Origin of the sequence: Flaviaestuariibacter flavus (genome assembly GCF_004337505.1) — a bacterium.
In the GTDB taxonomy this organism is placed as follows: domain Bacteria; phylum Bacteroidota; class Bacteroidia; order Chitinophagales; family Chitinophagaceae; genus Flavisolibacter; species Flavisolibacter flavus.
In genome coordinates this window covers 296767-323022 of record NZ_SJZI01000008.1, presented here as the reverse complement: position 1 = coordinate 323022, position 26256 = coordinate 296767, and the positions used below count along the sequence as shown (strand labels likewise).

24 protein-coding genes are annotated in these 26256 nt (G+C 59.2%); 14 read left to right on the top strand and 10 right to left on the bottom strand.

Going from position 1 to position 26256, the window contains the following annotated elements:
- The first annotated feature begins 7 nt into the window (after nt 1-7).
- The 5 genes from EPD60_RS05730 to EPD60_RS05710 all read left to right on the top strand — a co-directional run bounded on the left by EPD60_RS05730 (nt 8) and on the right by EPD60_RS05710 (nt 5282).
- A complete protein-coding gene (locus EPD60_RS05730; protein WP_131447747.1) occupies nt 8-1567 on the top strand; it encodes a RagB/SusD family nutrient uptake outer membrane protein in 1560 nt (519 codons plus the stop codon).
- A 62-nt stretch (nt 1568-1629) separates the two neighbouring features.
- Nucleotides 1630-2400, top strand: a complete 771-nt coding sequence (locus EPD60_RS05725; protein WP_131447745.1) for an SDR family NAD(P)-dependent oxidoreductase — start codon at nt 1630-1632, stop codon at nt 2398-2400.
- Nucleotides 2401-2432: 32 nt separating this feature from the next.
- Nucleotides 2433-3263: a 5-dehydro-4-deoxy-D-glucuronate isomerase gene (kduI, locus tag EPD60_RS05720; protein WP_131447743.1), complete on the top strand. Its 831-nt coding sequence runs from the start codon at nt 2433-2435 to the stop codon at nt 3261-3263.
- A gap of 16 nt (nt 3264-3279) precedes the next feature.
- Nucleotides 3280-4488 (top strand): glycoside hydrolase family 88 protein, encoded by a 1209-nt coding sequence (locus EPD60_RS05715; protein ID WP_243647766.1) that lies wholly within the window; start codon nt 3280-3282, stop codon nt 4486-4488.
- An 89-nt stretch (nt 4489-4577) separates the two neighbouring features.
- Complete coding sequence (locus EPD60_RS05710) at nt 4578-5282, top strand: SDR family oxidoreductase (RefSeq protein WP_131447741.1); 705 nt, start codon at nt 4578-4580, stop codon at nt 5280-5282.
- 198 nt (nt 5283-5480) lie between these two features.
- Here the strand turns inward: EPD60_RS05710 and EPD60_RS05705 are convergent, their stop codons facing one another.
- From EPD60_RS05705 to EPD60_RS05680, 6 genes are all read right to left on the bottom strand, one after another.
- Entirely contained in the window at nt 5481-5693 is a 213-nt protein-coding gene (locus tag EPD60_RS05705; protein ID WP_131447739.1) for a VF530 family protein, read from the bottom strand.
- Between the two features lie 3 nt (nt 5694-5696).
- Nucleotides 5697-7028, bottom strand: coding sequence for a DEAD/DEAH box helicase (locus EPD60_RS05700; RefSeq protein ID WP_131447737.1), 1332 nt, complete (start codon nt 7026-7028; stop codon nt 5697-5699).
- Nucleotides 7029-7154: 126 nt separating this feature from the next.
- A complete protein-coding gene (locus tag EPD60_RS05695) occupies nt 7155-8093 on the bottom strand; it encodes an SRPBCC family protein (RefSeq protein WP_131447735.1) in 939 nt (312 codons plus the stop codon).
- A gap of 295 nt (nt 8094-8388) precedes the next feature.
- Entirely contained in the window at nt 8389-9612 is a 1224-nt protein-coding gene (locus EPD60_RS05690; RefSeq protein ID WP_131447733.1) for a pyridoxal phosphate-dependent aminotransferase, read from the bottom strand.
- Nucleotides 9613-9863: 251 nt separating this feature from the next.
- Complete coding sequence (locus EPD60_RS05685) at nt 9864-10337, bottom strand: DUF1573 domain-containing protein (RefSeq protein WP_131447731.1); 474 nt, start codon at nt 10335-10337, stop codon at nt 9864-9866.
- Between the two features lie 4 nt (nt 10338-10341).
- The gene (locus EPD60_RS05680) at nt 10342-10782 is read right to left on the bottom strand and encodes a DUF1573 domain-containing protein (RefSeq protein WP_131447729.1); all 441 of its coding nucleotides are present in this window, start codon (nt 10780-10782) and stop codon (nt 10342-10344) included.
- A 109-nt stretch (nt 10783-10891) separates the two neighbouring features.
- On the opposite strand from EPD60_RS05680, the gene EPD60_RS05675 reads away from it, so the two are divergent.
- The 3 genes from EPD60_RS05675 to EPD60_RS05665 all read left to right on the top strand — a co-directional run bounded on the left by EPD60_RS05675 (nt 10892) and on the right by EPD60_RS05665 (nt 15950).
- On the top strand, nt 10892-13273 hold the full coding sequence (locus EPD60_RS05675) for an alpha-ketoacid dehydrogenase subunit alpha/beta (RefSeq protein ID WP_131447727.1): 2382 nt from the start codon (nt 10892-10894) through the stop codon (nt 13271-13273).
- 331 nt (nt 13274-13604) lie between these two features.
- Nucleotides 13605-14237: a trimeric intracellular cation channel family protein gene (locus tag EPD60_RS05670; protein WP_131447725.1), complete on the top strand. Its 633-nt coding sequence runs from the start codon at nt 13605-13607 to the stop codon at nt 14235-14237.
- Between the two features lie 906 nt (nt 14238-15143).
- Nucleotides 15144-15950 (top strand): PhzF family phenazine biosynthesis protein, encoded by an 807-nt coding sequence (locus EPD60_RS05665; protein WP_131447723.1) that lies wholly within the window; start codon nt 15144-15146, stop codon nt 15948-15950.
- A 191-nt stretch (nt 15951-16141) separates the two neighbouring features.
- Here the strand turns inward: EPD60_RS05665 and EPD60_RS05660 are convergent, their stop codons facing one another.
- The 3 genes from EPD60_RS05660 to EPD60_RS05650 form a co-directional block, all read right to left on the bottom strand.
- Nucleotides 16142-16540, bottom strand: coding sequence for a thiol-disulfide oxidoreductase DCC family protein (locus EPD60_RS05660; protein ID WP_131447721.1), 399 nt, complete (start codon nt 16538-16540; stop codon nt 16142-16144).
- A gap of 132 nt (nt 16541-16672) precedes the next feature.
- On the bottom strand, nt 16673-17395 hold the full coding sequence (locus tag EPD60_RS05655) for a YebC/PmpR family DNA-binding transcriptional regulator (protein WP_131447719.1): 723 nt from the start codon (nt 17393-17395) through the stop codon (nt 16673-16675).
- 180 nt (nt 17396-17575) lie between these two features.
- A complete protein-coding gene (locus EPD60_RS05650; protein WP_131447717.1) occupies nt 17576-19132 on the bottom strand; it encodes an amino acid permease in 1557 nt (518 codons plus the stop codon).
- Nucleotides 19133-19288: 156 nt separating this feature from the next.
- On the opposite strand from EPD60_RS05650, the gene EPD60_RS05645 reads away from it, so the two are divergent.
- From EPD60_RS05645 to EPD60_RS05620, 6 genes are all read left to right on the top strand, one after another.
- Entirely contained in the window at nt 19289-20548 is a 1260-nt protein-coding gene (locus tag EPD60_RS05645; RefSeq protein ID WP_131447715.1) for a dicarboxylate/amino acid:cation symporter, read from the top strand.
- A gap of 47 nt (nt 20549-20595) precedes the next feature.
- Nucleotides 20596-21273 (top strand): DedA family protein, encoded by a 678-nt coding sequence (locus EPD60_RS05640; RefSeq protein WP_131447713.1) that lies wholly within the window; start codon nt 20596-20598, stop codon nt 21271-21273.
- A complete protein-coding gene (locus EPD60_RS05635; protein WP_131447711.1) occupies nt 21245-22519 on the top strand; it encodes an MFS transporter in 1275 nt (424 codons plus the stop codon). Before EPD60_RS05640 ends, EPD60_RS05635 begins: the two co-directional genes overlap by 29 nt.
- A 154-nt stretch (nt 22520-22673) precedes the next feature.
- Complete coding sequence (locus tag EPD60_RS05630; RefSeq protein ID WP_131447709.1) at nt 22674-23282, top strand: DUF4254 domain-containing protein; 609 nt, start codon at nt 22674-22676, stop codon at nt 23280-23282.
- A gap of 1 nt (nt 23283) precedes the next feature.
- Nucleotides 23284-24318, top strand: a complete 1035-nt coding sequence (locus tag EPD60_RS05625) for a glycosyltransferase family 9 protein (protein WP_131447707.1) — start codon at nt 23284-23286, stop codon at nt 24316-24318.
- Nucleotides 24315-25328, top strand: a complete 1014-nt coding sequence (locus EPD60_RS05620) for a glycosyltransferase family 9 protein (protein WP_131447705.1) — start codon at nt 24315-24317, stop codon at nt 25326-25328. The genes EPD60_RS05625 and EPD60_RS05620 overlap by 4 nt, the downstream gene beginning before the upstream one ends.
- 159 nt (nt 25329-25487) lie before the next feature.
- On the opposite strand, the gene EPD60_RS05615 is transcribed toward EPD60_RS05620, so the two are convergent.
- A complete protein-coding gene (locus tag EPD60_RS05615; protein ID WP_165871422.1) occupies nt 25488-26120 on the bottom strand; it encodes an MgtC/SapB family protein in 633 nt (210 codons plus the stop codon).
- Between the last annotated feature and the right edge of the window lie 136 nt (nt 26121-26256).

Below are 26256 nucleotides of genomic sequence, written 5' to 3'. Positions count from 1 at the left end.
CGAACTAATGAACTCCAGATATTATTTCCTCGGACTGTCGTTGCTGGCACTCGTGTCCTGCCGCAAAAACATCGAAACGGTTCCGCAGAACAACCTGAGCTCGGCTACCTATTACAGCAACCTGCCGGAACTGAAGTCGGCCCTCACCGGCGTATACAACGGCATGCAGGCGCCGCTCACCACCGAGTGGCGGCTCACGGAGCTGCGTACCGACAATTCCAAGCAGGGTGTCACCAACAGCTCCAGCTCCGACAACCTCGATCTCAATAAGCTCGATATGTTTTCGGTGCCGCCAACACACGACAACGTGCTGCAGTACTGGCTGGCCACCTATGCCAATATCCGCAACGCCAACCTGCTGTTGCAAAAGATCGGGGTAAAGTACGACCCGGCCGCGGGCGCTACCTCCTTCACCGGTGTTTCCCTGCCGGTAGCTGAAGCCGACCTGAAGCAGGTTGGGGGAGAAGCGCTCTTTATCCGCGCCTACCACTACTTCAACCTTGTTCGCCTGTACGGCGGCGTGTTCCTGGTGCACGAGCCGATCGGTCCCAACGCGGCTTTTTCCATCGGTCGCTCAAGCGTTGCCGATATGTACCGGTTTATTGAGGCCGACCTGAAGACCGCCATCGCTTCGATGAGCACCGCCCGCTTCGGGCAGCAGGCACCGGCCGACATCGGCCGCGCCACCAGCTGGGCCGCCAAAGGAATGCTGGCCAAGGTTTACCTCACCCAGGGCCGGAAGGCGGAAGCGATCACGCTGCTCCAGGATGTGATCGCCAACAGTGGCTACGGGCTGGCCCCCACCTACGCGGAGATCTTCGCGCCGGGCACGGAGATGGGCAAAGAGATCCTTTTCGCCGTGCGCTTCAAATCCGGTGGTCTTGGGCTTGGCTCGCCCTTTGCCAATGACTTCGCCGCACTCAACGGCGGCATCGTCAGCGGACAGAACCGCGGCTGGAACCACCCTACCTATGACATCGACTCCGTTGCCGGGAAGGTGGATACCGCCACCAACGGCACCGCCCGCAAAGTGACGCTGATCGCCGCTTACGGCGCCGGCCCTAACCCGGATCTTTACGTGAAGAAATACATCTCGCCGGTAACGGTGACCGGTGACGCGGAAAACGACTGGCCGGTGCTGCGTTTTGCCGACATCCTGCTGATGCTTGCCGAAGCGCAGGGCAACACGCCGGCAAGCGTCGGCCTGATCAGCCAGGTGCACCAGCGCGCAGGCAACGGGGCGATCAACCCTGCTGCCATCACTTCGGTGGCCGACTTTGAAAAGCTGCTGGCCGACGAGCGCCGGGTGGAATTCGCATTTGAAAACCAGCGCTGGTTCGATCTGGTGCGCTACAACACCACGTTCAGCACCATTACGGCCGAGGCAGTGCTGAAGGCCCATTTTGCCATTGAGTATTCGCGCCACTACGCCCAGTACCAGAATCCAACGCCGCCGCTGGCCGAACTGCAGGGCGCCGTCACCCGCGATCACCTCCTGCTGCCCATCCCGCAGCGTGAGATCGATACCAACACGCAAATGCCGATACCGCAAAACCCCGGATACTAACTAATTTGCAGGCCCCGCCCGGGGCCTTTTTTATATGTAACGGAATTGATCAATTGTAAATCATGAACAACAGAACTTCCCTATTCGACCTCACCGGGAAAAAAGCGCTCGTCACGGGCTGCAGCCGCGGCATCGGGGCTGCCATGGCCCTCGGTCTTGCTGAAGCCGGCGCCGACATCATCGGTGTATCGGCAAGCCTGCAGCCCGGCAGCGACACCGAGCGCTCCGTGCAGGCGGCCGGACGTCGCTTCTGGTCTTATTCTGCCGATATGGGTAACCGCGATGCGCTCTACGCCTTCATCAAACAGGTGCTGGCGGATCATCCCGATATCGATATTCTAGTAAACAACGCCGGCACCATCCTGCGCGCCCCCGCGGCCGAGCATTCCGACGACTACTGGGACCGCGTGCTGGCCATTAACCTCGACTCCGTCTTTATCCTTACCCGCGAAGTGGGCAAGACGATGCTCGCGCGGGGTGGCGGCAAGATCATCTGCACCTGCTCGCTGCTGTCTTTCCAGGGCGGCATCAATGTGCCGGGCTATGCCGCCAGCAAAGGCGCGCTTGCCTCGCTCATCAAAGCCTTCGCCAACGAGTGGGCCGGGAAAGGGATCAATGTCAACGGCATCGCGCCGGGCTATATCTCCACCGACAACACCGAAGCACTCCGTGCCGACCCGGAGCGCAGCGCGTCCATCCTGGGGCGGATCCCCGCCGGGCGATGGGGCGATCCGGAAGACTTTGTCGGGCCGACTGTTTTCCTCGCTTCAGAGGCGTCCGCTTACGTGCACGGCACCATTCTCACCGTTGACGGCGGCTGGATGGGCCGCTGACCCTTTTATTAAAACCGACTTTTAAGAATACAATGGAAATACGTTTTGAAAACGGCCGCGCCGAAACCGCAGCCATGGACACTGATACACTCCGCCGGAACTTTCTCGTGGAAGGTCTGATGACACCCGGTCAACTGAAGCTGGTATATACGCACTACGACCGGATGGTGGTGGGCGGCGCCATGCCGGCGGGAGACGCACTTACGCTCGGAACACATACCGAACTGAAAGCAAATTTTTTCCTCGAGCGCCGCGAGCTCGGCATCATCAATGTAGGTGGCGCGGGCACGGTTACGGCCGGTTCAGAATCTTATGAACTCGGTAAACTCGAATGTCTTTACGTAGGTCGCGGGACCGAAACGGTCACCTTCCGCAGTACCGACCCCACGCAGCCGGCCGTGTTTTACCTGCTGTCGGCACCCGCGCATACAACGCATCCCACCCGGAAGTTCACCCGCGATGAAGCCGCCCCGGTGACAGTCGGCGACGCGGCTACCAGCAACCACCGCACCATTTACAAGTATATTCATGCCGATGGCATTCAGAGCTGCCAGCTCGTGATGGGGCTCACCATCCTCGAGCCCGGATCGGTGTGGAATACAATGCCGGCCCACCTGCACTCGCGCCGGATGGAGGCATACTTTTATTTCAACCTGCCGGAAGATCAGCGCGTGTTTCACTTCATGGGTGAGCCGCAGCAAACGCGTCACCTGGTAGTAGCCAACCACGATGCGATCATTTCGCCGCCCTGGTCGATCCACTCCGGTTGCGGCACTTCCAATTACGGCTTTATCTGGGGCATGGCCGGCGAGAACCGCGATTATACCGACGTTGATCCCGTGCCGCTGGTGTCGATGCGCTAAACGTCATTCTTTACTGATGTATATCGGTCGAACGCTATTTGCAATGCTGCTTGGTGGCTGCCTGCTGGCAGGATGTTCGCCTGCGCGCCGCAACGCGAAGCAGCAGTTGCTGCCGGCTTCGGACAGCGTGCTGCAGCAAAGTGCCGCGCAGTACAAAATGTTGCTGCGCGGGCTGCCTGCCGGCAAGCTGCCCCGCAACTGGGACCCGAAGACGGGCCAGCTCACCACCAGCGGCTCCGGCTGGTGGTGCAGCGGCTTTTACCCGGGCACGCTGCTCTGCCTGTTTGAGGCAACAAAGGATTCGGCACTCTACCGCGAAGCGGTGCGTGTGTTGCCCCTGCTGGAAAAAGAACAGTACAACACTTCCACGCACGACCTGGGCTTCATGATGTATTGCAGCTACGGCAATGCCCTGCGCATTGATCCGAAGCCGGAATATCGTTCCGTATTACTACAGTCGGCGCGCTCGCTTGCCACGCGCTTCAATGCAAAAGTCGGGGCCATCCGTTCCTGGAATGCAAAGCCGGGTGAGTTCCTGGTGATCATTGACAACATGATGAACCTGGAGTTGCTTTTCTGGGCAAGCCGGGAGAGTGGTGACCCCTCATTCCGCAATATTGCGCTGAAGCATGCGGAGACGACGCTGGCGAATCATTTCCGTCCCGACTACAGTTCGTACCACGTGGTCAATTACGACAGCGCTACGGGTGCCGTGCTGCAGAAGCGTACGGCGCAGGGCTATGCGGATGCATCCGCATGGGCACGCGGACAGGCCTGGGGGCTTTACGGATATACACTCATGTACCGCGAAACCCGCGACCCGCGCTTCATGGAGCAGGCGCAGGGCATCGCTGGCTTCCTGCTGGAGCACCCGCGCCTGCCGGCGGATAAGATCCCTTTCTGGGATTTCGATCCGCCGGGTATTCCCGATGCCCCGCGCGACGCGTCGGCAGCGGCCATCATCGCGTCGGCACTGCTTGAGTTGCAGGGATACAGTGATGCGAAAATGAGTAAACGTTATACAGCGGCCGCAACCACAATACTGCATACACTGATGAGTGCCGGCTACCGGGCGACGCCGGGCACCAATGGCGGCTTCCTGCTGCGACACAGTGTAGGGCACCTGCCCGCGGGCTCCGAGGTGGATGTAGCGCTGACTTATGCGGATTATTATTTCGTGGAAGCGCTGTTGCGCTACCGCGCATTGAACGCCGCGCGTAACTGATAAGGGCGGGAGTAACGTGGCGGCATACTGCACCGTTGTGTGGCATCTGGCCGGCACCTAGATTCGCTTTCTAAAAAGAAAGAAATCTTATGCAGGATAAAGTAGCCTATATCACCGGTGGCTCGAAAGGCATCGGGTTCGGAGTTGCGAAAGCCTTACTGGAACAGGGAATGCGCGTAGCCATCACGAGCCGCCACGAGGACGCCGCGCTGGCGGCCGCCAGGGAATTGAGCGGCGACCCGTCGCGGGTGCTGGGCATCGCCTCGCAGGTGGCCGACGCTGCCTCGGAGCAAAAGGCCATTGAAGCCGTGCTGGAGCATTTTGGCCAGCTCGACCTCGTACTCGCCAATGCGGGTGTGGGCCATTTCGCACCGATCGATCAGCTCAGCTACGAGCAGTGGCGCGAAACGATCGACACCAACCTTACCGGTGTGTTCAACACCGTGAAAGCCTCTATCGACGCACTGAAGGCCTCGAAGGGATACCTCATCACGCTGGCTTCGCTGGCGGGCACCAATTTCTTCGAGAACGCCTCTGCCTATAACGCCAGCAAGTTCGGCCTCGTGGGCTTTACCCAGGCCGTCATGCTCGACCTGCGGAAGTACGGCATCAAGGTCACCACCATCATGCCCGGCTCGGTAGCCACGCATTTCAACAATCATACACCGAACGAAGCCGATGCCTGGAAGATCCAGCCGGAGGATATCGGCCAGATCGTGGTAGACCTGCTGCGGATGCACCCGCGCACCCTGCCGAGCAAGATCGAAGTGCGGCCAAGCCAACCCGGCAAATAGTTTCAACGAGGGCCTTGCGGCCCTCTTTTTTTGCACGAAGGCGCTACGGCACCACGGCGCGATCAAAAATATGCCTGTACGCAACACCCATTGCGGGTGCGATTGCCAGCTCATTGGAACTATTGGAGCGTATAATAAAACAACGTCGTGCCTTCGTGCTGTTGTGTTGTTGTGGACGAGGCCGCTCGCGGCCGAATCTTAATGATCGAGTGAACTGATATACAGGTCTTCCACCTTTTTGCGCGCCCACGGTGTTTTGCGCAGAAAAGTGAGACTTGATTTGATGCTGGGATCATTCCGGAAGCAGTTCACCGGGATGCGCGCGGCGAGTCCGTCCCAGCCATATCGCGCCAGGAGTGTTTCGAGAATTACCGCCAGGGTCTTTCCGTGCAACGGGTCGTTGTGCGTCATGGGTTATTTTTTGCGGCCGCTGCGCTTGATGGGCTTGCCGTATTTTTTCATCATGCGCTCCTTGCGGCTGATCACCGTGTTAACTTTTTTGTTTTTCGCCTTCTTTTCGTGGAAGGCCCCGCCGCCCTCGTATTTCTTCGGTGGTGCGGCTTCCTCGATAAACTCCTTCGGGATTTCGTCTTTGGTCAGCTGGGTGGAGATTTCCAGGTCGTCCGGTAATTCCCGCACCGGGATGGCGAATCCCATGAGCGCTTCGATGGCTTCACGCGCTGCTTCATCTTTCGGCAGCAGGAAGGAGATGGCGCTGCCTTTCTGGTCGGCGCGGCCGGTGCGCCCGATGCGGTGAATATACTGCGCGGATTCTTCAGGCAGATCGAAGTTGATGACATGGCTGACGCCGGAAATGTCGATGCCGCGCGCCACGATATCGGTGGCGATGAGCACCCGCAGCGTGCCTTCGGCGAAGCGGCGCACCGTAGCAATACGGTAATTCTGCTCTTTGTTGGAATGGATCAATCCCACCATCTCGGGGTCATCTTGCGCCAGCAGCTCGTGGATGTCGTTGGCGAGCGACTTGGTAGCGGCAAACACGATCACCCGGCTCAGGTCGGGGTCGCGCAGCAGGAGGCGCAGCAGGTTGATCTTGGTATGGAAGTTCGGCACTTCGTAGGCCCATTGCGAAATGCTTTCCACCGGTGTGCCGGCGGGGGCCGCCTCCACGCGTTGCAGGTCCTGGAAGTATTCATCAACAAAGGTTTCCACCTCGGGAATCATCGTTGCCGAAAAGAGCAGGTTTTGCCGCCGCTGCGGCAGCAGCTCGAGGATGTTGCGCAGCTGCGCGCGGAAGCCGAGGTTGAGCATTTCATCCACTTCGTCGAGCACCAGCTTGCGCACGCTCCGCACCTTGAAGCCGCCGGTGACGGCCAGGTCGTAAAAGCGGCCGGGCGTAGCCACGATCAGGTCGGCGCCCGTCGACTGCAGTTGCAGGCGCTGTGTGTTGATGTTGACCCCACCATAAATGCCGACGATGGTGGTACCCATCTTTTCGGTGAGCCGCTGCGCCGTTTCCACAACCTGGATTACCAGCTCGCGGGTGGGCACCAGCACTACCATCGTTGGCTCCTTGGCCTTGTCGTACTTCCAGCTGTTGAGCAGGGGCAGGAGGTAGGCCAGGGTTTTGCCGGTGCCGGTCTGCGCGATACCGCATACATCGGCGCCGCTCATGGCGAGGGAGAACACATTTTCCTGGATGGGCGTAGCCTGCTCGTAGCCGCCTTCGGCGAGGGCGGTCAGCAGGCGTTTTTCGATCTTGAAGTCGGTAAATAACGTGCGCATAGCAGCGGTGAAGATAGGAAGGCGCCCGCTGCCCTGCGTTGCGAAAGGCCGGAGGGCGGTGCGGGACAAAAGCAAAAGCCTCCCGCGGATGCACGGAAGGCTTTTTATTTTCCTGGTCTTTGTTGTTTAATGTGCCTGGTAGCCGGGGTTGTCGTTGCTGGCACTGTTACCCGGGTTGGCATGCATGGAGGGTGTGCTGCCTGTATTACCGGGGGCGTTGCCGCTCGCGGGCTGTGAGCCCTGCGGCGTGTTGCCGTAAGCCGCTCCCGAGCCGGTGCCACCGGCGGCCGCGCCTGAAGACGAGCCGGGGGCTGCACCCGCGGAGGAAGATGCCCCCGGGCCGCCGTTGTGCTTTGTTTCGATGTACTCCTTGAAGTTCATCACGTCCTGGCGGATGATGCGCTCAAATACCGGGTTGAGTGCCTTGGCGATGCCCGCGCCGAGCTCACCGGCAGGTGCATGGTAGGAGATCACCACTTCGAGCTCCGTACCCTGCCCGCCGAGGGCATCGTGGAAGACCACCTTGCCGGCGTTGGAAATCGTGGCGTTGGGGATCGACTGCCAGCCGATCATATAGCCTTCTTCTTCCTTAACGATCTCGGCGTTCCACTTGATACGGCCGATGCCGCCGGGGATCATGGCTTCCCAGTGGGAATGCTTTTCATCGATCTCGGTAACCGCAGCGAGGTGCTTCATGAAAAGGGGCAGGTTTTCGAGCTTGCGCCAGAAGCGGTACACTTCATCCTTCGGCTTGTTCACGATCAGGTTCGTGCGGATGTTGATGGCGTCGGTACGCTCCACGCCGGCCTGCTTGCCGAGGGCGCTGTACAGGGGACAATTGCCCGAGGTGCCGCGGTACAGCAGGAAGCCGCCGATGGCCGTCTTCACCAGTCCGTTGATGGGATGCTTGAACAGGTTGCCCAGTCCGGAGGAAAGCAGGAAGGCGCCCATCGCGGTGCTGAAGAGACGCTCCGTTTGCCCGACGTTGACGATGCCGGTCTTGCCTTCATTGGGCTGGAATTCATTGTCGGCATGCCAGCTGCCGTAGTTTTCACTATGTGCCATAGAGGGGGTGAGTTTTAGATGAAGTGATGAAAGCGATTATGCAAATGCTGTGCCTCCGCGGATGAGCTGGCCCCACCCCCGGCCCGTCCCCGGGTGGGGAGGGGTGACTCTCGGGTAGTTTACTATTGTTTCAACCAGTTTTCTGTTCGGTGCTACTAATACAAAGAGCGGATACCTACGGCATCCGCTCTTTGTAGTATTGCGTCAAATTGAAGACTGTTCCAAACACTGTAACACTTCCCGAGACGCCCCCTTCCCTTTGGGAAGGGCTGGGGATGGGTTTTACGCGTGCGGTCTATACCGTCGCTGCCGCAGTTTCATTGCTGAGCACCCGACCCGGGTACACTTTCAGCGCTGCCTCCAGGCAATCCATGGCCTCGCTGAGGTCGGTGCGGTTGAGCACGTAGGCAAGGCGCACCTCGTTCCTGCCGAGGCCGGGCGTGCCATAGAAGCCGGTTGCGGGCGCCAGCATGACGGTTTTGCCATCGAGCTCAAAGGACTCGAGCAGCCATTGGCAAAAGGCATCGGAGTCGTCGATGGGGAGGCGGGCGATGGCGTAAAAGGCGCCGCCCGGGTTGGGGCAGAACACGCCTTCCATGGCATTGAGGCGGCTCACCAATAGGTCGCGGCGGGCCTGGTATTCAGCCTTGGGTGCGTCGAAATACGAATCGGGCAGGTCTACCGCCGCTTCACCCATGATCTGGGCTAGGCCGGGAGGGGAGAGGCGGGCCTGGGCGAACTTCATCGCCGCTGCCAGCACTTCCTTGTTCTTGGTAACGAAAGCCCCGAGGCGGGCACCGCAGGCGCTGTAGCGCTTGCTCACGGTGTCCATCAGCACCACGTGCTGGTCCATACCCTCGAGGTGCAGGGCGCTGATATAGGCGCCGTCATAGCAAAACTCGCGGTAGGCTTCGTCGGAAAACAGGTACAGGTCGTGCTTAAGACAAATCTCCTTCAGCGCTTCCATCTCGGCGCGGCTGTAGAGGTAACCGGTGGGGTTATTGGGATTGCACACGATGATGGCGCGCGTTTTCGGCGTGATCACCTTTTCGAAGTCGGCGATCGGCGGCAGGGCAAAGCCGTTTTCGATGCGGGCCGTGATGGGTACCACGGTAACGCCCGCCGCCACGGCGAAGCCGTTGTAGTTGGCATAATAGGGCTCGGGCACGATCACCTCGTCGCCGGGGTTGAGGCAGGTGAAGAAGCCGAACTGGATGGCCTCGGAGCCGCCCGTGGTGACGATGATCTCTTCCGGCGTTACGTTGATGCCTACCTTTTTATAATAGCCGGTGAGCTTGCGGCGGTAGCTTTCGTTTCCGGCGCTGTGACTGTACTCGAGCACCTTGATGTCGGCATGACGCACCGCATCCAGGATGGCGGGCGGCGTTTCCACGTCGGGCTGGCCGATATTGAGGTGATAAACATGCATGCCGCGCTTCTTGGCGGCTTCGGCGAAAGGTACAAGCTTCCGGATAGGAGAGGGCGGCATCTGCTGGCCGCGCTGGGAGATCTGCAGCATGAGGCAAAGGTAATGGGGTAATGGCGTAATGTGGCAATGGGGTAATCTGCAAAACGTTGGACAGGTCAGCGACGGAAGGAGATGAAAATATTCAATAATCAATGTTCAATGTACAACTCTCAAGTGGAGCTATCCGCCTTGAAAATTGAAAATTGAGCATTGAATATTGAGCATTAAATGCAAAAGCCCCGACGCAGGTCGGGGCTTTTTACTTCGATATTCGATTTTCTCTGATCGATATTCGTTATTCCTCAGGCTTTCACCTTGGTCTTCTCTTTGGTACCGCCGTTCTTCACCTTGGTCTTGGTGTCAACGGGCTTTTCAGCCTGGTACTTAGTGTAAGCAGCTTCGTCGAGGGTCTCGCCGGTGATGGTGAGTACCTTGGGCTCGGTGATGCCGGCGAACTTCACGGTAACGGTCTTGTTGAACACACCCATAGCGGCGGCGTTGTAGTTAACGGGCAGCTTGGCGGTGGCGCCGGGAGCGATGGGCTCTTTGGGAACCGTGGGGGTGGTGCAGCCGCAGGAGCCGGTAGCGCTTTCGATCACGAGGGGCTTGTCGGAGATGTTCTTGATCTCAAAGGCCGTGTTTACCGGAACGCCCTGCTTGATCTTACCGAAGTCGTAGCGCTCGGTGCTGATCTTAACGGCGTTGTCAACTTTTTCCTGGGCTTGGGCAGCCAGGCCGCCAACGAGGAGGGCGGCGGCGAGGAGGAGCTTTCTCATTGTCTTACTGTATTTGTTGTTTTAAGAATTGAACAGATTGGTTAACAGGGGCCGGGCCGGCAGGAGCCTGCCATACCTCACCCTTTATCTTGATGACTTTCGTTCCGGAACCGTTGTATGTGATCGTAATAATTTTTTCAAACGGTCCGTTGGCGGCGGCATTATAGCCCACCTTGATCTCACCCTTGCTGCCCGCGGCGATCGGGTGCTCGCGGTCCCACTCCGGCGTGGTGCAGCCGCAGGAAGCCTGCACATTGCTCAGCACCAGCGGCCCGACGCCGCCGTTCACCACCTCGAAGCGGTGGAATACCGGCTTGCCCTGGGGGATCTTGCCGAAGTCGAACTCCAGCTCGGGCAGGCGCAGCGCGCTGGTGTCGGCAGCCGACTGGGCATGGCCGGAAAAGGCTGCGAAAAAGAGGGCGGAGGCGATCAGGAAACGCTTCATTTTGATGGGGTTGCCTCCAAAATTACGCCTTTACGTTAAATCACGGCACCTCCGCCGACGAAGCGGCAATTTTTAACGGTACCGAGCCCGAAGCGCTTATTTTTGCCCCATGGAACACATGAACGAGTCTGCGGAGGTGCTGTCCTTCGACAAATTCCGGGAAGAAGTGCTGCAGGATTACCGCTGGGTGGTGCTCAGTCGTGAAACCAGCCTGCTGGGACGTAAGGAAGTACTCACCGGGAAGGCCAAGTTCGGCATCTTCGGCGACGGCAAGGAAGTGGCCCAGGTGGCCATGGCCAAGTTCTTCCAGCCCGGCGACTTCCGCTCGGGCTACTACCGCGACCAGACCTTCATGTTTGCCTCCGGCCTCGCCACCGTCGACCAGTTCTTCGCCCAGCTGTATGCCGACCCGAGCCTCGAGCGCGAGCCCTTCTCGGCCGGCCGCCAGATGAACGGCCACTTTGCCACCCGCTGGGTAGACGATGCCGGCAACTGGCTCCCCCTCACCGAGCGCAAGAACGTCTCCTCCGATATCGCCCCCACCGCCGGCCAGATGGTGCGCGGCCTCGGCCTCGCCTTCGCCTCGCGCTGCTTCCGCAACATCAAAGGACTAGAGGACGAAACGGACCTCTCCCGCAACGGCAACGAGGTGTGCTTCACCACCATCGGCGACGCCTCCACCTCCGAAGGCCAATTCTGGGAAACCATCAACGCCGCCGGCGTGCTCCAGGTGCCCCTGGCCGTGTTCGTGTGGGACGATGGCTACGGCATCTCGGTTCCGAAGAAATACCAGACCACCAAAGCCTCTATTTCCGAAGTGCTGAAAGGCTTCCAGAAGGAAGACGGCACCAACGGCTTCCAGATCTATAAAGTAAAAGGCTGGGACTATGCCTCCCTCTGCGAAACCTTCGAGGAAGGCATCCGCATCGCCCGCGAAACGCATACCCCCGTGCTTTTCCACGTAGAGGAGATCACCCAGCCCCAGGGCCACTCCACCTCCGGCTCGCACGAGCGCTACAAAGGCACCGAGCGCCTCGAGTGGGAGCGCCAGTGGGACGGCCTCGTGAAGATGCGCGAGTGGATCGTTGAAAATGCCCTCGCTTCGGTAGAAGAACTCGACGAGATCGACGTTGCCGTACGTGAAGAAGTGCGCGCCTCCAGGCAGGCCGCCTGGGATGGCTACCTCGCGCCCATCAAGGCCCAGGTGAACCGCGCCGCCGACCTGCTGCAGGACGTGGCCGCCAAGCTGCCCGCCGCCGCGGATAAGCTCAACGCATTAACCAAAGAACTCACCGGCCAGCGCGAGCCCCTGCGCCGCGACGTGCTCCGCACCCTCAACGCGGCCCTGCTCGCCACCGGCAACAACGAAGCCGCCTACTGGCTGCGCGATTACTACAACGACCTGCGCACCGAAAACAAGGAGCTGTACAACACCTATTTATACAACGAAGGCCCGAAGAGCGCGCTCAAGGTACCTGTGGTGAAGGCGGAATTTGCCGCCGATGCCGCCAACGTCAACGGCTTCGAGGTGCTCAATAATTATTTCGACCAGCTCTTTGCGGCCAACAAAAAGGTGGTTGCCTTTGGTGAAGACCTTGGATACATCGGCGACGTGAACCAGGGCTTCGCGGGCCTGCAGGCCAAGTACGGCGAGGAGCGCATCTTCGACACCGGCATCCGCGAGCTCACCATCATGGGCCAGGGCATCGGCCTTGCCATGCGCGGCCTGCGTCCCATCGCTGAAATTCAATACCTCGACTACCTGCTTTATGGCCTCCAGCCCCTGAGCGACGACGTAGCCACCCTGCACTACCGCACCAAGGGCCAGCAAAGCTGCCCCATCATCGTGCGCACCCGCGGTCACCGCCTCGAAGGCATCTGGCACAGCGGCTCGCCCATGGGCATGGTGCTCAACGCCCTCCGCGGCATGCACGTATGCGTGCCCCGCAACATGACGCAGGCCGTGGGTATGTACAACACCCTGCTCCGCGCCAACGATCCCGGCATCGTGGTGGAATGCCTCAACGGCTACCGCCTGAAGGAGCAGCTGCCGGCCAACCTGCTCGACTACACCGTGCCCCTGGGCATCCCCGAAGTGGTACGCGAAGGCGCCGACATCACCCTCGTCACCTACGGCTCCACGCTGCGCGTGGTGCTGGAGGCCGCGCAGCTGCTGGAGCAGCAGGGCGTGAGCTGCGAGGTGGTGGACGTACAAACGCTGCTGCCCTTCGATAGCAACCACAGCATCCTCGACTCGCTGAAGAAGACCAACCGCATCGCCTTCATCGACGAAGACGTGCCCGGTGGCGCCGCCGCCTTTATGTTTACCAAGGTGATGGAAGAGCAGGGCGGCTACCGCTGGCTCGACGTAGCGCCGCGCACCATCACGGCCAAGGCCCACCGCCCCGCCTACGGCTCCGACGGCGACTACTTCTCCAAGCCCAACGCCGAAGAGATCCAGGACGTGGTGCTGGAGATGATGGCCGAGTAAGTTGGTGAATGGTCAATAGTCAATGGTGAATAGATTAGCCGTGAAGTATTTGCTTCACGGCTTTTTTTGGGATATTCGGTTATCCTTCGGGTTTGCGAAGCCGACGGGCATAGCCCGTCATTGCGAGCGAAGCGAAGCAAACTCCAGCATTACGCAGGGTGATTGAAACCGGAAGATTTACGAAAAAAGCTTTTCCGGATACGGTCATTCCTAAGGTCAGGGAGTTTGCTTCGCTTCGCTCGCAATGACGCCGCCGGTATCGCGAAGCGATACCGGCGGCGTACAAACCGCGCCGCGCGCATTCACGATTCACGATAGACGATTGACGCCCATGCACTACTCCCAGTTCCTCCACCTGATCGACATCTTCGGCACGGCCGCCTTCGCCATTGCGGGCGCCTTTTCGGCCATGGAGCGCCGCCTCGATCCCTTCGGGGTGCTGATCATCGCCTTTGTGACCGCCATCGGCGGCGGCACCCTGCGCGACATCCTGGTGGGCAACCTGCCGGTTAGCTGGCTCAATAACAGCACGGCCATCATCGTCATCATGTCGTCGGCGCTGGCCACCATGTTCTTCGGCACCTACCTGAAGCACCTGCAAACGGCGCTCTTTCTTTTCGACGCGCTGGGCATCGGGCTCTTTACCATCATCGGGCTGGAGATAGCGGTGCAGAAAGAGTTCAGCGCCATCGTGTGCGTGGCCCTTGGCACCATGTCGGCCTGCTTTGGCGGCGTGCTCCGCGACGTGCTGCTCAACAAAGTACCCCTCATCTTCCGCCGCGAGATCTATGCCCTCGCCTGCATCGCCGGCGGCACGGCCTACTACTTCCTCCGCCGCTCTGCCCTCGACGAAGACGTGTCCAAGATCCTCTGTATCGGCCTCATCTTCCTCATCCGCTGGCTGGCCGTACGCTACAAGCTGGTGCTGCCCCGTTTTTACAAGCAGCCGGAACTCAATGGCTGACGGGACGGGAAAAGCCGAATTCATTGATTTTCAATAATGTGTTCACTTCCAAATCCTTTTTGCAGGGGCCGAACAACACTATGTTGAAACCGCATTTCAACGTTGCGGAAGCGATCAACAGGCTGTTGAAGGGCCAAAACAAGTTTGCGGAAGCGATCAACAGGCTGTTAAGTGCCCAAAACAAATTTGCGGAGGCCTTCAACACCTTGTCAAAGGGGCAAAACAGGTTTGCGGGAGGGGATCAACATCCTGTTGGAGGGTCAAAACAAGTTTGCAAGGAGGATCGATACGGGTGATGGTGTCGTAAAATTCTTTTATAAAACAGCATTAGAGGCTGTCTGAAACTGTCTTGGTAGCGTACCGCCCCGGAGGGGCGGCGGCTTTATAGCCCCGGGCGTAAGCCCGGGGTAAGCAGGCGTTAATTGAAAACCGCACCCCGGAGGGGTGCCGGAATGAAGAGCGGGCGATAGCATCAGATCCCGATCGCAAGCGATCGGGATGACAGGGCCTGAAGAAGACAACCGGGCGGCCCGTGGTGCGGCTCCCGGCCTTGCAACTGCCACCCGGGCCGCCCGCAATATCCTCTTGGCTTCCTGTCATCCTGATGCGCAGCATCAGGATCTTGATCCGCGGTTAAACACCACCTCGAACCTGTCGTTCTGCACGGAGGCATTAATAATCGGCAGCATTCGTGTAACCGGCTGACCACGAGTGGTCAGGTGCACAACGGCACGACGGCACGAAGGCACGACGAAAAAACAAATGTGCGTACGCCAAATAAACGTCGTGCCGTTGCGCCGTCGTGCCTTCGTGAACAAAACGCGCCCGCGCGTTTCCCTACTGTTCGAAGAAACAAGCCCGTAACTGTACCGTTTCGCCAAGGCCACCGCGGTTTATTTTTAGCGCATGAAACTTCCCATCTACCAGGTAGACGCTTTTGCCGAAAGCGTTTTTAAAGGAAACCCCGCCGCCGTCATCCCGCTCGAAGGCTGGCTCGACGATGCGCTGATGCAACAGATCGCCATGGAGAACAACCTGAGCGAGACGGTCTTCTTCGTGAAGAATGAAGACGACCAGGCCGGGCTCGAAGGCTCGTATCATATCCGCTGGTTCACGCCCGAATACGAGATCGATCTCTGCGGCCACGCCACGCTTGCCTCCACCTACGTGATCAAGAATTTCCTCGAGCCGCACGTGCAGGACATTCACTTCACCACGCAGAAGGTGGGCCCGTTGAAGGCTTCGGCAAAAGACGGCCTCTATACGCTCGACTTCCCCGCCCGCATGCCCGAAGCCTGCGACGTGCCGGAGCAGCTGCTGCCTTCGCTGGGTATCAGCAATGCCGTGGAGATCCTGCGCTCGCGCGACTACTTCGTGGTGCTGCCCGATGAAGACGCGGTGCTGGCCGTGGAGCCGGATTACACCATCATGAAAGACCTCGACACCATCGGCGTTATCGTCACCGCCAAAGGCCGCTCCGCCGACGTGGTGTCGCGCTGCTTTTACCCCGGTGCCGGTATTCCCGAAGATCCCGTCACGGGCTCGGCGCACTGCAACATAGTGCCCTACTGGGCGCAGAAGCTCGGCACGCAAAAGCTGCACTGCCGCCAGCAGTCACCCCGCGGCGGCGACCTCTGGTGCGCCCTCGACGGCGACCGCGTGCTCATGAGCGGCAAATGTGCGCTATTTATGCAGGGGGAGATCAGTCTTTGATGGAGGAATGGGAGAGAAAGAACGCTCCTTTAATGCCGTCATTGCGAGGAGACGACTGGAAGGAGACGACGAAGCAATCCCCACAGCTATGGCACTGCCCTATTCCCGAAGTAAAGCAGCAGTGCCATAGATAGGGGGATTGCTTCGCTGCGCTCGCAATGACGGCTCTATAGGAGATCAGCGTTCTTTCTCTATTTCAGGAAGCGCGCCCGCTGCTCCGCCGTCGGCACCATACAGGCTTCTTTCCTGCCAAACCACTTGTAGCGGTTGCGGGCGATGGTATCATAGATGGCATCGCGGAAGGGGCGGGGCACGATCCAAAGCAGGCGTACTTCCTGCAGCCACCAGGGCAGGTGGTGGGCGATGCGCAGCGAGGCGTCCGACTTCACAAAGGCTTTCCCATGCTCGATCAGCACCACCGAGTCGGGCGCTTGTGGCCCCAGGCCATGCTGCTGCAACAGTTGCTGGCCGGTGGCCGACTGCAGCGTTGCAAAGCGAAAGACGCCCTTGCGATCGATCCGCATCACCCAATTAACGATCGCATTGCAGTAATTGCACACACCGTCGAAGAGAATGATGGGATGCTCCATAGTGCAAAGCTATCTCAGATCTCAGATGTCAGATCTCAGATTTTGCGTCAATAAAAAACGGATCGCGTAGCGATCCGTTTTTTATAATCTGGAATCTGATAATCTGGAATCTGAGATCTGACATCTGCGATCTCACTGCAGGTTGTGAAACACCTTCTGCACATCCTCATCCTGCTCCAGCTTGTCTACGAGCTTGAGCACGTCCTGGGCCTGCTCTTCACTGAGCTCCACGGTGGTGGTAGGGATCCATTCGATCTCGGCGCTGAGCGGGTTGATGCCTTTTTCCTCGAGGCCCTTCTGCAGGTTGCCGAAGTCGGGGAAGGCGCAGCGCAGCACGAGTACTTCCTCGCCGTTTTCGCCGGTGCCTTCGCCGAGCTCTTCGAGGCCGAAGTCAATGAGTTCGAGCTCCAGGTCTTCCTGGCTGAGGCCTTCGGGCTTCAGCTTGAATACACCCATCTTCTTGAACTGGAAGGCCACGGAGCCGCTGTTGCCCAGCGTGCCGCCGCCCTTGTTGAAGATCGACTTCACGTTGGCCACGGTGCGCACGTGGTTGTCGGTGGCGGTCTCCACGAGTACGGCCACGCCGTGGGGCGCGTAGCCTTCATAGAGGATCTCGTCGTAGTTGATCAGTTCCTTGCCCTGGGCGCGCTTGATGGCGGCCTCCACGCGGTCTTTGGGCATGCCCACGCTGCGGGCGTTCTGGAAGCAGCGGCGGAGGGCGGCGTTGGTGCCGGGGTCGGGGCCGCCGGCCTTCACGGCGATGATGATCTCCTTGCCGATACGGGTAAAGTTCTTGGCCATCTTGTCCCAGCGGGCAAACATGGCGGATTTGCGTACTTCGAATATGCGACCCATAATAGAATAGGGTTTTGGGGTTTTGTGGTTTTGAGGTTGTCCTTCGGCTACGCTCAGGACGACAATGCCCTTGTCCGTCTCTGTATTACCTGTCACCCTGAGCGCAGCCGAAGGGGGCAGGCCGGCAAATTTATGAAAAAAGCCGCTCGGGGAGCGGCTTTTCTATTGGAAGTAGTTGCGTTACGGGCGGGTGCGCTCGAAGTCGGATGCCGTGGGCAGCACGTCGGCATGCGCGCGGAGGGCGCTGCGGTTCTTGCTGTAGGCAAAGTAAACGACGAGGCCGATGATCATCCAGATAAAGGCCACGAGCAGCGTGCGCGTGTCGATGGCTACGATCATACCGGTGCAGATAACGGCGCCGAGGATCGACACCACGGGTGCGGCCGGCGTGCGGAAGGGACGAACCATATCGGGCTCCTTGCGGCGGAGGATCAGTACGCCGAGGCTTACCAGCACAAAGGCGAACAGGGTACCGAAGGAGGTGAGGTCGCCGGCAACGGAGCCCGGAACGAAGGCGGCAAAGAGGCCTACGAACACGAACAGGATCCAGTTGGCCTTGTAGGGCGTCTTGTACTTGGGATGCAGGTCGCCGAATGCTTTCGGGAGCAGGCCGTCGTTCGACATCGTGTAGAAGATGCGGCTCTGGCCCATCAGCATCACGAGGATCACCGAGGAGAAGCCGGCGAGGATGGCCACCGTAACGGCGGTGGAGAGCCAGCCGTAGCCGTGCATGTATTGCGAGATGGCATAGGCAACGGAAGCCTCGGCGCCCTTGGTGGGGTCAACGAAATCTTTCCAGGGAGCAACGCCGGTAAGCACGTGGCCGAAGAGGATGTAGAGGATGGTGCAGACAACCAGCGAGCCGAGGATGCCGATGGGCATGTCGCGCTTCGGGTTCTTGGCTTCCTGTGCCGCGGTAGACACGGCGTCGAAGCCGATGAAGGCGAAGAACACGATGGCCGCGCCGCCGAGAACGCCGCCCCAGCCATGCTTGAACACACCGTCGTAGCTATGGAGCACCTTGCCCGATGCATCGACAACGGGAGCGGTGCCGGCAGGGATCATATAAGGCGTGTGGTTTTCGGGGCGGATGAACTGCCAGCCGATGGCGATGAAGAGAATCACGATGGCAACCTTGATGAAAACGATGATGGCGTTCACCATGGCGCTTTCCTGGGTGCCGCGGATCAGCAGCAGCGTGAGGAGCAGCAGGATGACGAGGGCCGGTGCGTTGATGATGCCGTGGTGCAGTACCCCGTCGATGGTCATGCTTTCAAAGGGTGAGTGCGACCATTCATATGGAACCCCATTCCCTTTTCCCATTAGGATCTCCAATAGCTTATTCAGGTATTCACTCCAGGCGATGGATACCGTGGCGGCACCAAGCGCGTATTCCATGATAAGGGCCCAGCCGATGATCCAGGCGATGAGCTCGCCCATGGTCACATACGAATAGGCGTAGGCGGAGCCGGCGATGGGGATCATCGAGGCGAACTCGGCGTAGCAAAGACCGGCGAAGGCGCAGCCGATGGCGGCGATGATGAAGGAAAGCGTTACGGCCGGACCGGCAGCCTGGCCGGCGGCGGCGGCGGTGCGAACGAACAGACCGGCGCCGATGATGGCTCCGATACCCAGCGCAACGAGGTTACCGGCACCGAGCGTACGCTTCAGGCCTTTTTCGTTGTCGGCCGCCTGCGCCATGATCTGGGCCAGGGGCTTCTTGATGAACAGACTCATAAACAATTAGTTGTTTGATCGGATAATAAGGTCGTAAAATAAAGCAATAATGTAATACGGGGGAATGTTGTTTTATACAGGCGGAAGCCCGCGCTGCAATTAAGTTTCGCGCCACAAGCTATTTTTTCCGATTTTCGGCCCTCCGAATGCGTGTATATGAATAAAGGAACAAGGCTTACCGTTTATATCCTGGTTGCCATGGTGCTCGGCTTTCTGGTGGGGCTCTATGTATTTAATAATGGAAGCACGCAATTCCGTACCGACTTCGGCAAGAATATCAAGCTGCTGAGCACCATCTTCATCCGCCTCGTGCAGATGATCATCGCGCCGCTGGTTTTCTCCACCCTCGTGGTGGGCATCGCCAAGCTCGGCGACCTCAAAGTGGTGGGCCGCGTGGGCGGCAAGGCGATCCTCTGGTTTATCACCGCTTCGCTGGCCTCGCTGCTGCTCGGGATGTTGCTCGTGAATTATTTCCAGCCGGGACAGTACATCAACCTGTCGAAGGGTGATGCCGCCGGTCTGGCCGACCTGGCCACGAAGGGCAAAAGCTTTTCGCTGCAAAACTTCGTGGAGCACGTGGTGCCCAAAAGCTTCGTGGAAGCGATGGCCGCCAACGAGATCCTCCAGATCGTGGTGTTCTCGATCTTCTTCGGTGTCGGCGCGGCCGCTATCGGCGACTATGCCAGGCCCGTGGTGGTGGCGCTCGAGCGCGTATCGCACATCGTGCTGAAGATCGTCAACTACGTCATGAACTTCGCGCCGCTTGGCGTTTTCGGGGCCATCGCCGGCGTCATCGCCACCAACGGCACCGAGATCCTCGGCTTTTACTGGCGCTATTACCTGCTCTTCCTCTTTGGCATCCTGTTGCTGTGGGTGCTGCTGCTCACGGCCGGCGGTCTCATCCTCAAGGGCCGCATCTTCGAGCTGCTCCGCCGCATCGGCTCGCCGCTGCTGGTGGCGTTCAGCACCACAAGTTCGGAGGCCGTCTTCCCGAAACTGACCGAGGAGCTCGAGCGCTTCGGCTGCCGCGACCGCATCGTGGCCTTCGTGCTGCCGCTGGGCTATTCGTTCAACCTCGACGGCTCAATGATGTATATGACTTTCGCCTCGCTGGCCATCGCGCAGGCCTATGGCATTCACATGCCGATCGGCGAGCAGCTGACGATGCTGCTGGTGCTGATGCTCACCTCCAAGGGGATCGCCGGCGTGCCGCGCGCTTCGCTGGTGGTGGTGCTGGCCACCTGCGCCATGTTCAAGATCCCTCCCGAGGGAGTGGCCCTCATCCTGCCCATCGATCACTTTTGCGATATGTTCCGTACCGCCACCAACGTGGTGGGCAACTCCATCGCCACCAGCGTGGTGAGCAAGTGGGAAGGCGAACTCGAAAACGCCGGCCCGGTGTCGCAGGCCGCATAAACCCAACCTCAGAACCCTAGAACCTCAGAACCCTAGAACCTTTCTTAATGCTGAATAACCTGATTCATTGGATCATCGAGAACGGCGGCTTGTATATCCTGCTGTTCGTCATTTTTGCCGAGACCGGTTTGTTTGTCGGCTTTTTTCTCCCGGGCGACTCGCTGCTGTTTGCGGCCGGTATGTATATCGTCAAATTCTGTGAGCATATTGGTGACGGTGAATTTGCCGGCTGGAAGGTGGCGCTGATTCTTTCCCTGGTGATGATTGCTTCGGTTATCGGGAACCTCGTTGGCTACTGGTTCGGAAATAAAACGGGCCCACTGATCTATGAGCGGAAGGAAACCTGGCTGTTTCGCAAGAAGCACCTGCTCCGGGCGCAGGAATTTTACAACAAGAATGGCAAGGGAACGATCTTCCTGGCGAAATTTCTCCCGGTGATCCGGACGTTTGCACCGATCATTGCAGGCATCGTACGGATGCCCTTCGGCGTTTTTCTCCTGTACAATATTCTCGGCTCCATCGCCTGGGTGTCATCGATGATGCTGGGTGGGTACTTCCTGCGCGATTGGGTGTGGGAAAGGTTTCATATCAAGCTGGAAGATCACATCGAGGCTGTTGTACTCATCATCATCGGAGTAACCACCCTGCCCGTTCTCTGGAAACTGTTCTTTGCTAAAAAGCACGTTGTTCCTACCGATGAAAAAGACCGCAACGCTGTCCTCTGATACCGCACTTAAAGGGCAATCCCTTTTCAGCCTGGCGCTCATCGTGGCCGCCCTGGGCTATTTCGTCGACATCTACGACCTGCTGCTGTTCACCATCGTGCGCGAGCCTTCGCTGCGCAGTATCGGGGTGAATATGGGCGATGCCAAAGCGGTGCTGGCAGCTTCCACCCATATCATCAACTGGCAGATGGTCGGCCTCCTGATCGGCGGCATCGGCTGGGGCATTATGGGCGATAAGAAAGGCCGCCTCAGCGTGCTTTTCGGCTCCATCCTGCTTTATTCGGTGGCCAACTTTCTCACCGGCTACGTGCAAACCGTGGAGCAGTACGCGATGGCGCGCTTCGCGGCGGGTATCGGCCTTGCCGGCGAGCTTGGCGCGGGCATCACGCTGGTGAGCGAGCTGCTTCCGAAGGAGAAGCGCGGCGTCGGCACCTCGCTCGTAGCCGGCATCGGGCTCTTCGGCGCGGTGGCTGCCTTCTATACCTTCCAGCTTACCGATGAAAACTGGCGGCTTTGCTACAAGATCGGCGGCGGCCTCGGCGTGGCCCTCCTGCTGCTCCGCATCCGCGTCGCCGAGAGCGGCATGTTTCATGAGGTCCGGGCATCCGACGCGCCGCGCGGAAACGTGCTGATGTTCTTCAACAACGGCCGGCGCTTTCGCAAATATTTCCTCGCCATCCTCATCGGCCTGCCCACCTGGTACGTGATCGGGGTGCTGGTGAACCTGAGCAACCGCTTTGCCGGCGGCCTTTACGGCGACAACGCCGTCGTGAGCGGGAAAGCCATCATGTATGCCTATATCGGCATCGCCATCGGCGATATCCTCATCGGCTTTGTGAGCCAGGCCTTCCGCAGCCGCAAGAAAGCCCTGTTCCTGTTCTACGGGCTTTGTGCCATCGGCATCGCTCTTTTCTTCAGCAGCTGGAACAACAGCGACGCCCGCATGTACGGCATCTGCGCCTTCCTGGGCTTCAGCACCGGCTTCTGGGCCATCTTCGTTACGATGGGCGCCGAGCAGTTCGGCACCAACCTGCGCGCCACCGCCGCCACCACCATTCCCAACCTCGTTCGCGGCGGGCTGGTGCTGATCAACATGATGTTCAAGGAGCTTTTCCAGGACAGCTGGGGCTGGTCGCTGCTGAAGGCGGGCCTGATCACGGGCATCGTGGTGATGGTAGTGACGGTGGTGGCTGCAGTCTTTACGGAAGAGACGTTCCATAAGGATCTCAACTATACCGAGAGCTGAGAAAGAACACTGATTCCGCCAGCGGAATACGCAGATCGGTTATGATTTGAGCGGATGTTGGTACCGATATCTACGCGCATCATAATAGATCATAAAAAATCTGCGTTCTTTCTCTCAAGGCGCCGCAGGCGCCACTTTATCTATATTTGCAGCTATGATTTCCGATACCTGCAACCGGATCTTCCGGCAAAGCATCGCCGACTACCACGTGCACGATCATGTGGATACGCCGGTGAACAATCCGTATGCGGCCGGCTCGCTGGAGCACCTGCTTTACGTGAAAAACTGGATCGACACCGTGCAGTGGCACCTCGAGGATATCATCCGCGACCCGAATATCGACCCGGTGGGTGCCCTCGCCATCAAGCGACGCATCGACTCCTCCAACCAGGAGCGCACCGATATGGTGGAATATATCGACAGCTATTTCCTGCAGCAGTACAAGGACGTGCGGCCGCTTACCGGCGCCACCATCAATACCGAGAGCCCGGCCTGGGCCATCGATCGCCTGTCCATCCTGGCGCTCAAGATCTACCACATGCAGGTGGAGGCGGAGCGTACCGATGCTTCCGACGAGCACCGCGCGAAGGCAGGGGAGAAGCTGGCCGTATTATTACAACAGCGCGAAGACCTTTCGGGTGCCATCGATGCGCTGCTGGAAGACATCGCCGCCGGCCGCAAATACATGAAGGTGTATAAGCAGATGAAGATGTACAACGACGAATCGCTCAACCCGGTTCTTTACCAGAAATCCGCACAATAACGTGGCGCGCGCGCACCTGCTCGTCTTCCGCTTCTCCTCGCTCGGCGATGTGGCCATGACCGTGCCCGTGCTGCGCCTGGCGCTCGCCCAAAACCCGGAGCTCGAGGTTACCTATGTGTCTACCGCCTTTGTGCGCCCGCTCTTCGACGGCATACCCCGCCTGCGTTTTGTAGCGGCCGATCTCAAAGGCCGGCATAAGGGCGTGCCGGGTCTTTACCGCCTCTTCCGCGAGCTGCGGTCCCAGGAACGCTATACCGGCATCGCCGACCTGCACAACGTGCTCCGCACCAAGATACTTCGTGCCTACTTCCGCTTTACCGGCATACCGGCCGCGGCGCTCGACAAGGGCCGCGCCGAGAAGAAGGAACTCACCCGTGCCGAGAACAAGCAGCTGCGCCCGCTGAAGCCGATGCACCGGCGCTATGCGGAGGTGTTTGGCGCGCTGGGCTGCGCCGTTGAACTTTCGGCGCCCTATGCGTTCCCGGAGGCCAACGTTCCTCCGGATATGCGCCAGGGCACTGCTGCCGGCATCCGCTTTATCGGTATAGCGCCGTTTGCGGCCTTTCGTGAAAAGACCTACCCGCCGGAGCTGATGGCCGAAGCCATCCGCCACATCTGCCGGGATGAGCAAAACCGTGTTTTCCTTTTTGGCGGAAAGGGCGACGCAGCCCAGTTTGATGCGTGGCAGCAGGAGATCCCGCGGGTGCGCAACCTCGCCGGCAAGATGTCCTTCGGAGAAGAGCTCGATCATATCGGCGGCCTCGACGTGATGATCAGCATGGACTCCGCCAATATGCACCTCGCTTCGCTTTACGGCGTGCCGGTAGTATCTGTGTGGGGCGGCACGCATCCCTGGCTGGGATTCTACGGCTGGCGCCAGGATCCCGCCAACGCGGTGCAGATCGAGCTGGCCTGCCGGCCTTCGTCGGTGTTCGGCAACAAAGACTGTCCCAACGACCGGGCCTGCATGCGCGGTATTGCACCGCTGCTGATTGCCGGTAAAGTGTTTAAAATACTTCAAAAAGGGCGCTCATGAAGATCCTGGTTATCCTGTTCGGCGGCACCGGCAACCTGGTGCAGGCAACACCGGTGTTCCGCTGCCTGAAGCGGGCGGGGCATACCGTGCACCTCCTGGCCGTGCGCGCATACCGCGACGCGCTCGGGACCAATCCCAATATCGATGCGTATTTCGATTACGATGTGAGCCCGGTGCTCAACGAAAAGCTGCTGGCGGAAGCGTACGACCACATCATCGACCTGCAGAACAACACAACGTCGCACTACCTGATGAAGGTGCTCGAAACCCGGTCGCTCCGCGCCCCGCGTCACCGCTGGACCGATCACCTGATGGAGTTCAGGCACCGCCCCGGGCCTCCGCGCGAGCATACGGTTGACCGCTACTTCGAGGCCCTGCGTCCGCTCGGTATTGGAAACGATGGCGCCGGTCTCGACTATTTCATCCCGGCGTCGGAAGAGGTGCCTTATTCCGACATCCCTACATCGCACCAGCTGGGATTCCTGGCGCTGGTGATCAGCGGCGCGCCCACGAACCGGCTGCCCATGGAGCAGCTGGCGATCTTCTGTACGCAGCTCGGGCATCCCATCATTGTGCTGGGAGACCCCGCCGATGCTGCAAACGGCGACACGCTGCAACACCTCGACCCGGGCAAGATCTACAATGCCTGTGGCAAGTTTTCCTTCCACGAGCAGGCCGACCTGCTGCGCAAGGCCAAGCTGGTGGTGACGCACGACCACGACCTGATGCAGGTGGCCGCGGCACTCAAGCGCCCCGTGATCGCCGTCTGGGGCAGTACCGTTCCGGCGCAGGGCAATGGTCCTTATTATGGCGAAGCCCACCAACGTCGGAACCCGGTTGATTCCGTAGATATACAGGTGGAAAAAATGTGGTGCCGCCCCTGCACCGACACCGGCCGCGACCGCTGCCCGCTGGGTCATTTCAAATGCATGAAAAAGATCGATATCGGCAACCTCGTGAAAGCGGCTGAAGCGAGGCTGTGGAAGCCTGCGGGAGAGAAGGAACGCTGATTCCGCGGGCGGAATACGCAGATCAGTTGTGATTTTTTATGATTGGCTGACGCACGCATGGTTCGGCAAGCTCACCATGACATTGTCAGCCTGAGCATAGTCGAAGGCTGCGCAAATCAAATCAATCAAAAAAATCTGCGTTCTTTCTCTTTATCCCTCCTAGAACTCGAACTCGCGCACCGAGGGATGGTGCATCAGCTGCTTTGTAAACTTGTTGTGGTTCTTCTCGGTGCCCTGCGCATACCACATCCCGATGATGCTGTCGCCGCGCTTGGTACGCTTGAGCCGCTTATAACTCAGGTTGCATTCATCGAACAGCTGCTCATATTCTTTCAGCAGGTTTTCCTTGTAATCGGCTACGATGCGGTAGGTGTGCGACTGGTTGACCCGGTCCATGACCCGCTCGAGCGTTGTAAGCATCCAGAGCACGAGCAATACCACGGCCGTGGAGCAGAGCACCAGCGCGTAGGCGCCGTCGGCGATGCCCATGCCGAGGGCGGCCGCCACCCAGATGGTCGCCGCGGTGGTGATGCCGTTGATGCGGTTGTCGGATTTGAAGATGACTCCGGCGCCGAGAAAGCCGATACCCGTTACGATATTCGAGGCAATACGGTCGTCGGTGGTATGCGAGATGGTCATCGACAGCGATGTGAAGACCCAGGAGCCGAGACAGATCAGGATCATGGTGCGGAATCCGGCCGACTTGCTGCGAAACTCGCGCTCGGCACCGATCAGCCCGCCCACAAGCAGGACGAGGCCAAGCTGCTTCAGTATTTCTTCAATCGGGAGCATGGGGTGAAGATACGACCTCACCCCCTTCCCCTCTCCGAAGCGGAGAGGGGTGCCTCTGTTTGACATTCATTACTGTTTGAATCTTTACTCGGATTGAGCATCAAAAGCAAAGAGCGGATGCCGCAGGCATCCGCTC

Excerpts from the sequence above, each read along its gene's own strand:
- EPD60_RS05730 (WP_131447747.1), top strand. The coding sequence starts at position 8 with ATGAACTCCAGATATTATTTCCTCGGACTGTCGTTGCTGGCACTCGTG.
- EPD60_RS05725 (WP_131447745.1), top strand. The coding sequence starts at position 1,630 with ATGAACAACAGAACTTCCCTATTCGACCTCACCGGGAAAAAAGCGCTC.
- kduI (WP_131447743.1), top strand. The coding sequence starts at position 2,433 with ATGGAAATACGTTTTGAAAACGGCCGCGCCGAAACCGCAGCCATGGAC.
- EPD60_RS05715 (WP_243647766.1), top strand. The coding sequence starts at position 3,280 with ATGTATATCGGTCGAACGCTATTTGCAATGCTGCTTGGTGGCTGCCTG.
- EPD60_RS05710 (WP_131447741.1), top strand. The coding sequence starts at position 4,578 with ATGCAGGATAAAGTAGCCTATATCACCGGTGGCTCGAAAGGCATCGGG.
- EPD60_RS05705 (WP_131447739.1), bottom strand. The coding sequence starts at position 5,693 with ATGACGCACAACGACCCGTTGCACGGAAAGACCCTGGCGGTAATTCTC.
- EPD60_RS05700 (WP_131447737.1), bottom strand. The coding sequence starts at position 7,028 with ATGCGCACGTTATTTACCGACTTCAAGATCGAAAAACGCCTGCTGACC.
- EPD60_RS05695 (WP_131447735.1), bottom strand. The coding sequence starts at position 8,093 with ATGGCACATAGTGAAAACTACGGCAGCTGGCATGCCGACAATGAATTC.
- EPD60_RS05690 (WP_131447733.1), bottom strand. The coding sequence starts at position 9,612 with ATGCTGCAGATCTCCCAGCGCGGCCAGCAGATGCCGCCCTCTCCTATC.
- EPD60_RS05685 (WP_131447731.1), bottom strand. The coding sequence starts at position 10,337 with ATGAGAAAGCTCCTCCTCGCCGCCGCCCTCCTCGTTGGCGGCCTGGCT.
- EPD60_RS05680 (WP_131447729.1), bottom strand. The coding sequence starts at position 10,782 with ATGAAGCGTTTCCTGATCGCCTCCGCCCTCTTTTTCGCAGCCTTTTCC.
- EPD60_RS05675 (WP_131447727.1), top strand. The coding sequence starts at position 10,892 with ATGGAACACATGAACGAGTCTGCGGAGGTGCTGTCCTTCGACAAATTC.
- EPD60_RS05670 (WP_131447725.1), top strand. The coding sequence starts at position 13,605 with ATGCACTACTCCCAGTTCCTCCACCTGATCGACATCTTCGGCACGGCC.
- EPD60_RS05665 (WP_131447723.1), top strand. The coding sequence starts at position 15,144 with ATGAAACTTCCCATCTACCAGGTAGACGCTTTTGCCGAAAGCGTTTTT.
- EPD60_RS05660 (WP_131447721.1), bottom strand. The coding sequence starts at position 16,540 with ATGGAGCATCCCATCATTCTCTTCGACGGTGTGTGCAATTACTGCAAT.
- EPD60_RS05655 (WP_131447719.1), bottom strand. The coding sequence starts at position 17,395 with ATGGGTCGCATATTCGAAGTACGCAAATCCGCCATGTTTGCCCGCTGG.
- EPD60_RS05650 (WP_131447717.1), bottom strand. The coding sequence starts at position 19,132 with ATGAGTCTGTTCATCAAGAAGCCCCTGGCCCAGATCATGGCGCAGGCG.
- EPD60_RS05645 (WP_131447715.1), top strand. The coding sequence starts at position 19,289 with ATGAATAAAGGAACAAGGCTTACCGTTTATATCCTGGTTGCCATGGTG.
- EPD60_RS05640 (WP_131447713.1), top strand. The coding sequence starts at position 20,596 with ATGCTGAATAACCTGATTCATTGGATCATCGAGAACGGCGGCTTGTAT.
- EPD60_RS05635 (WP_131447711.1), top strand. The coding sequence starts at position 21,245 with ATGAAAAAGACCGCAACGCTGTCCTCTGATACCGCACTTAAAGGGCAA.
- EPD60_RS05630 (WP_131447709.1), top strand. The coding sequence starts at position 22,674 with ATGATTTCCGATACCTGCAACCGGATCTTCCGGCAAAGCATCGCCGAC.
- EPD60_RS05620 (WP_131447705.1), top strand. The coding sequence starts at position 24,315 with ATGAAGATCCTGGTTATCCTGTTCGGCGGCACCGGCAACCTGGTGCAG.
- EPD60_RS05615 (WP_165871422.1), bottom strand. The coding sequence starts at position 26,120 with ATGCTCCCGATTGAAGAAATACTGAAGCAGCTTGGCCTCGTCCTGCTT.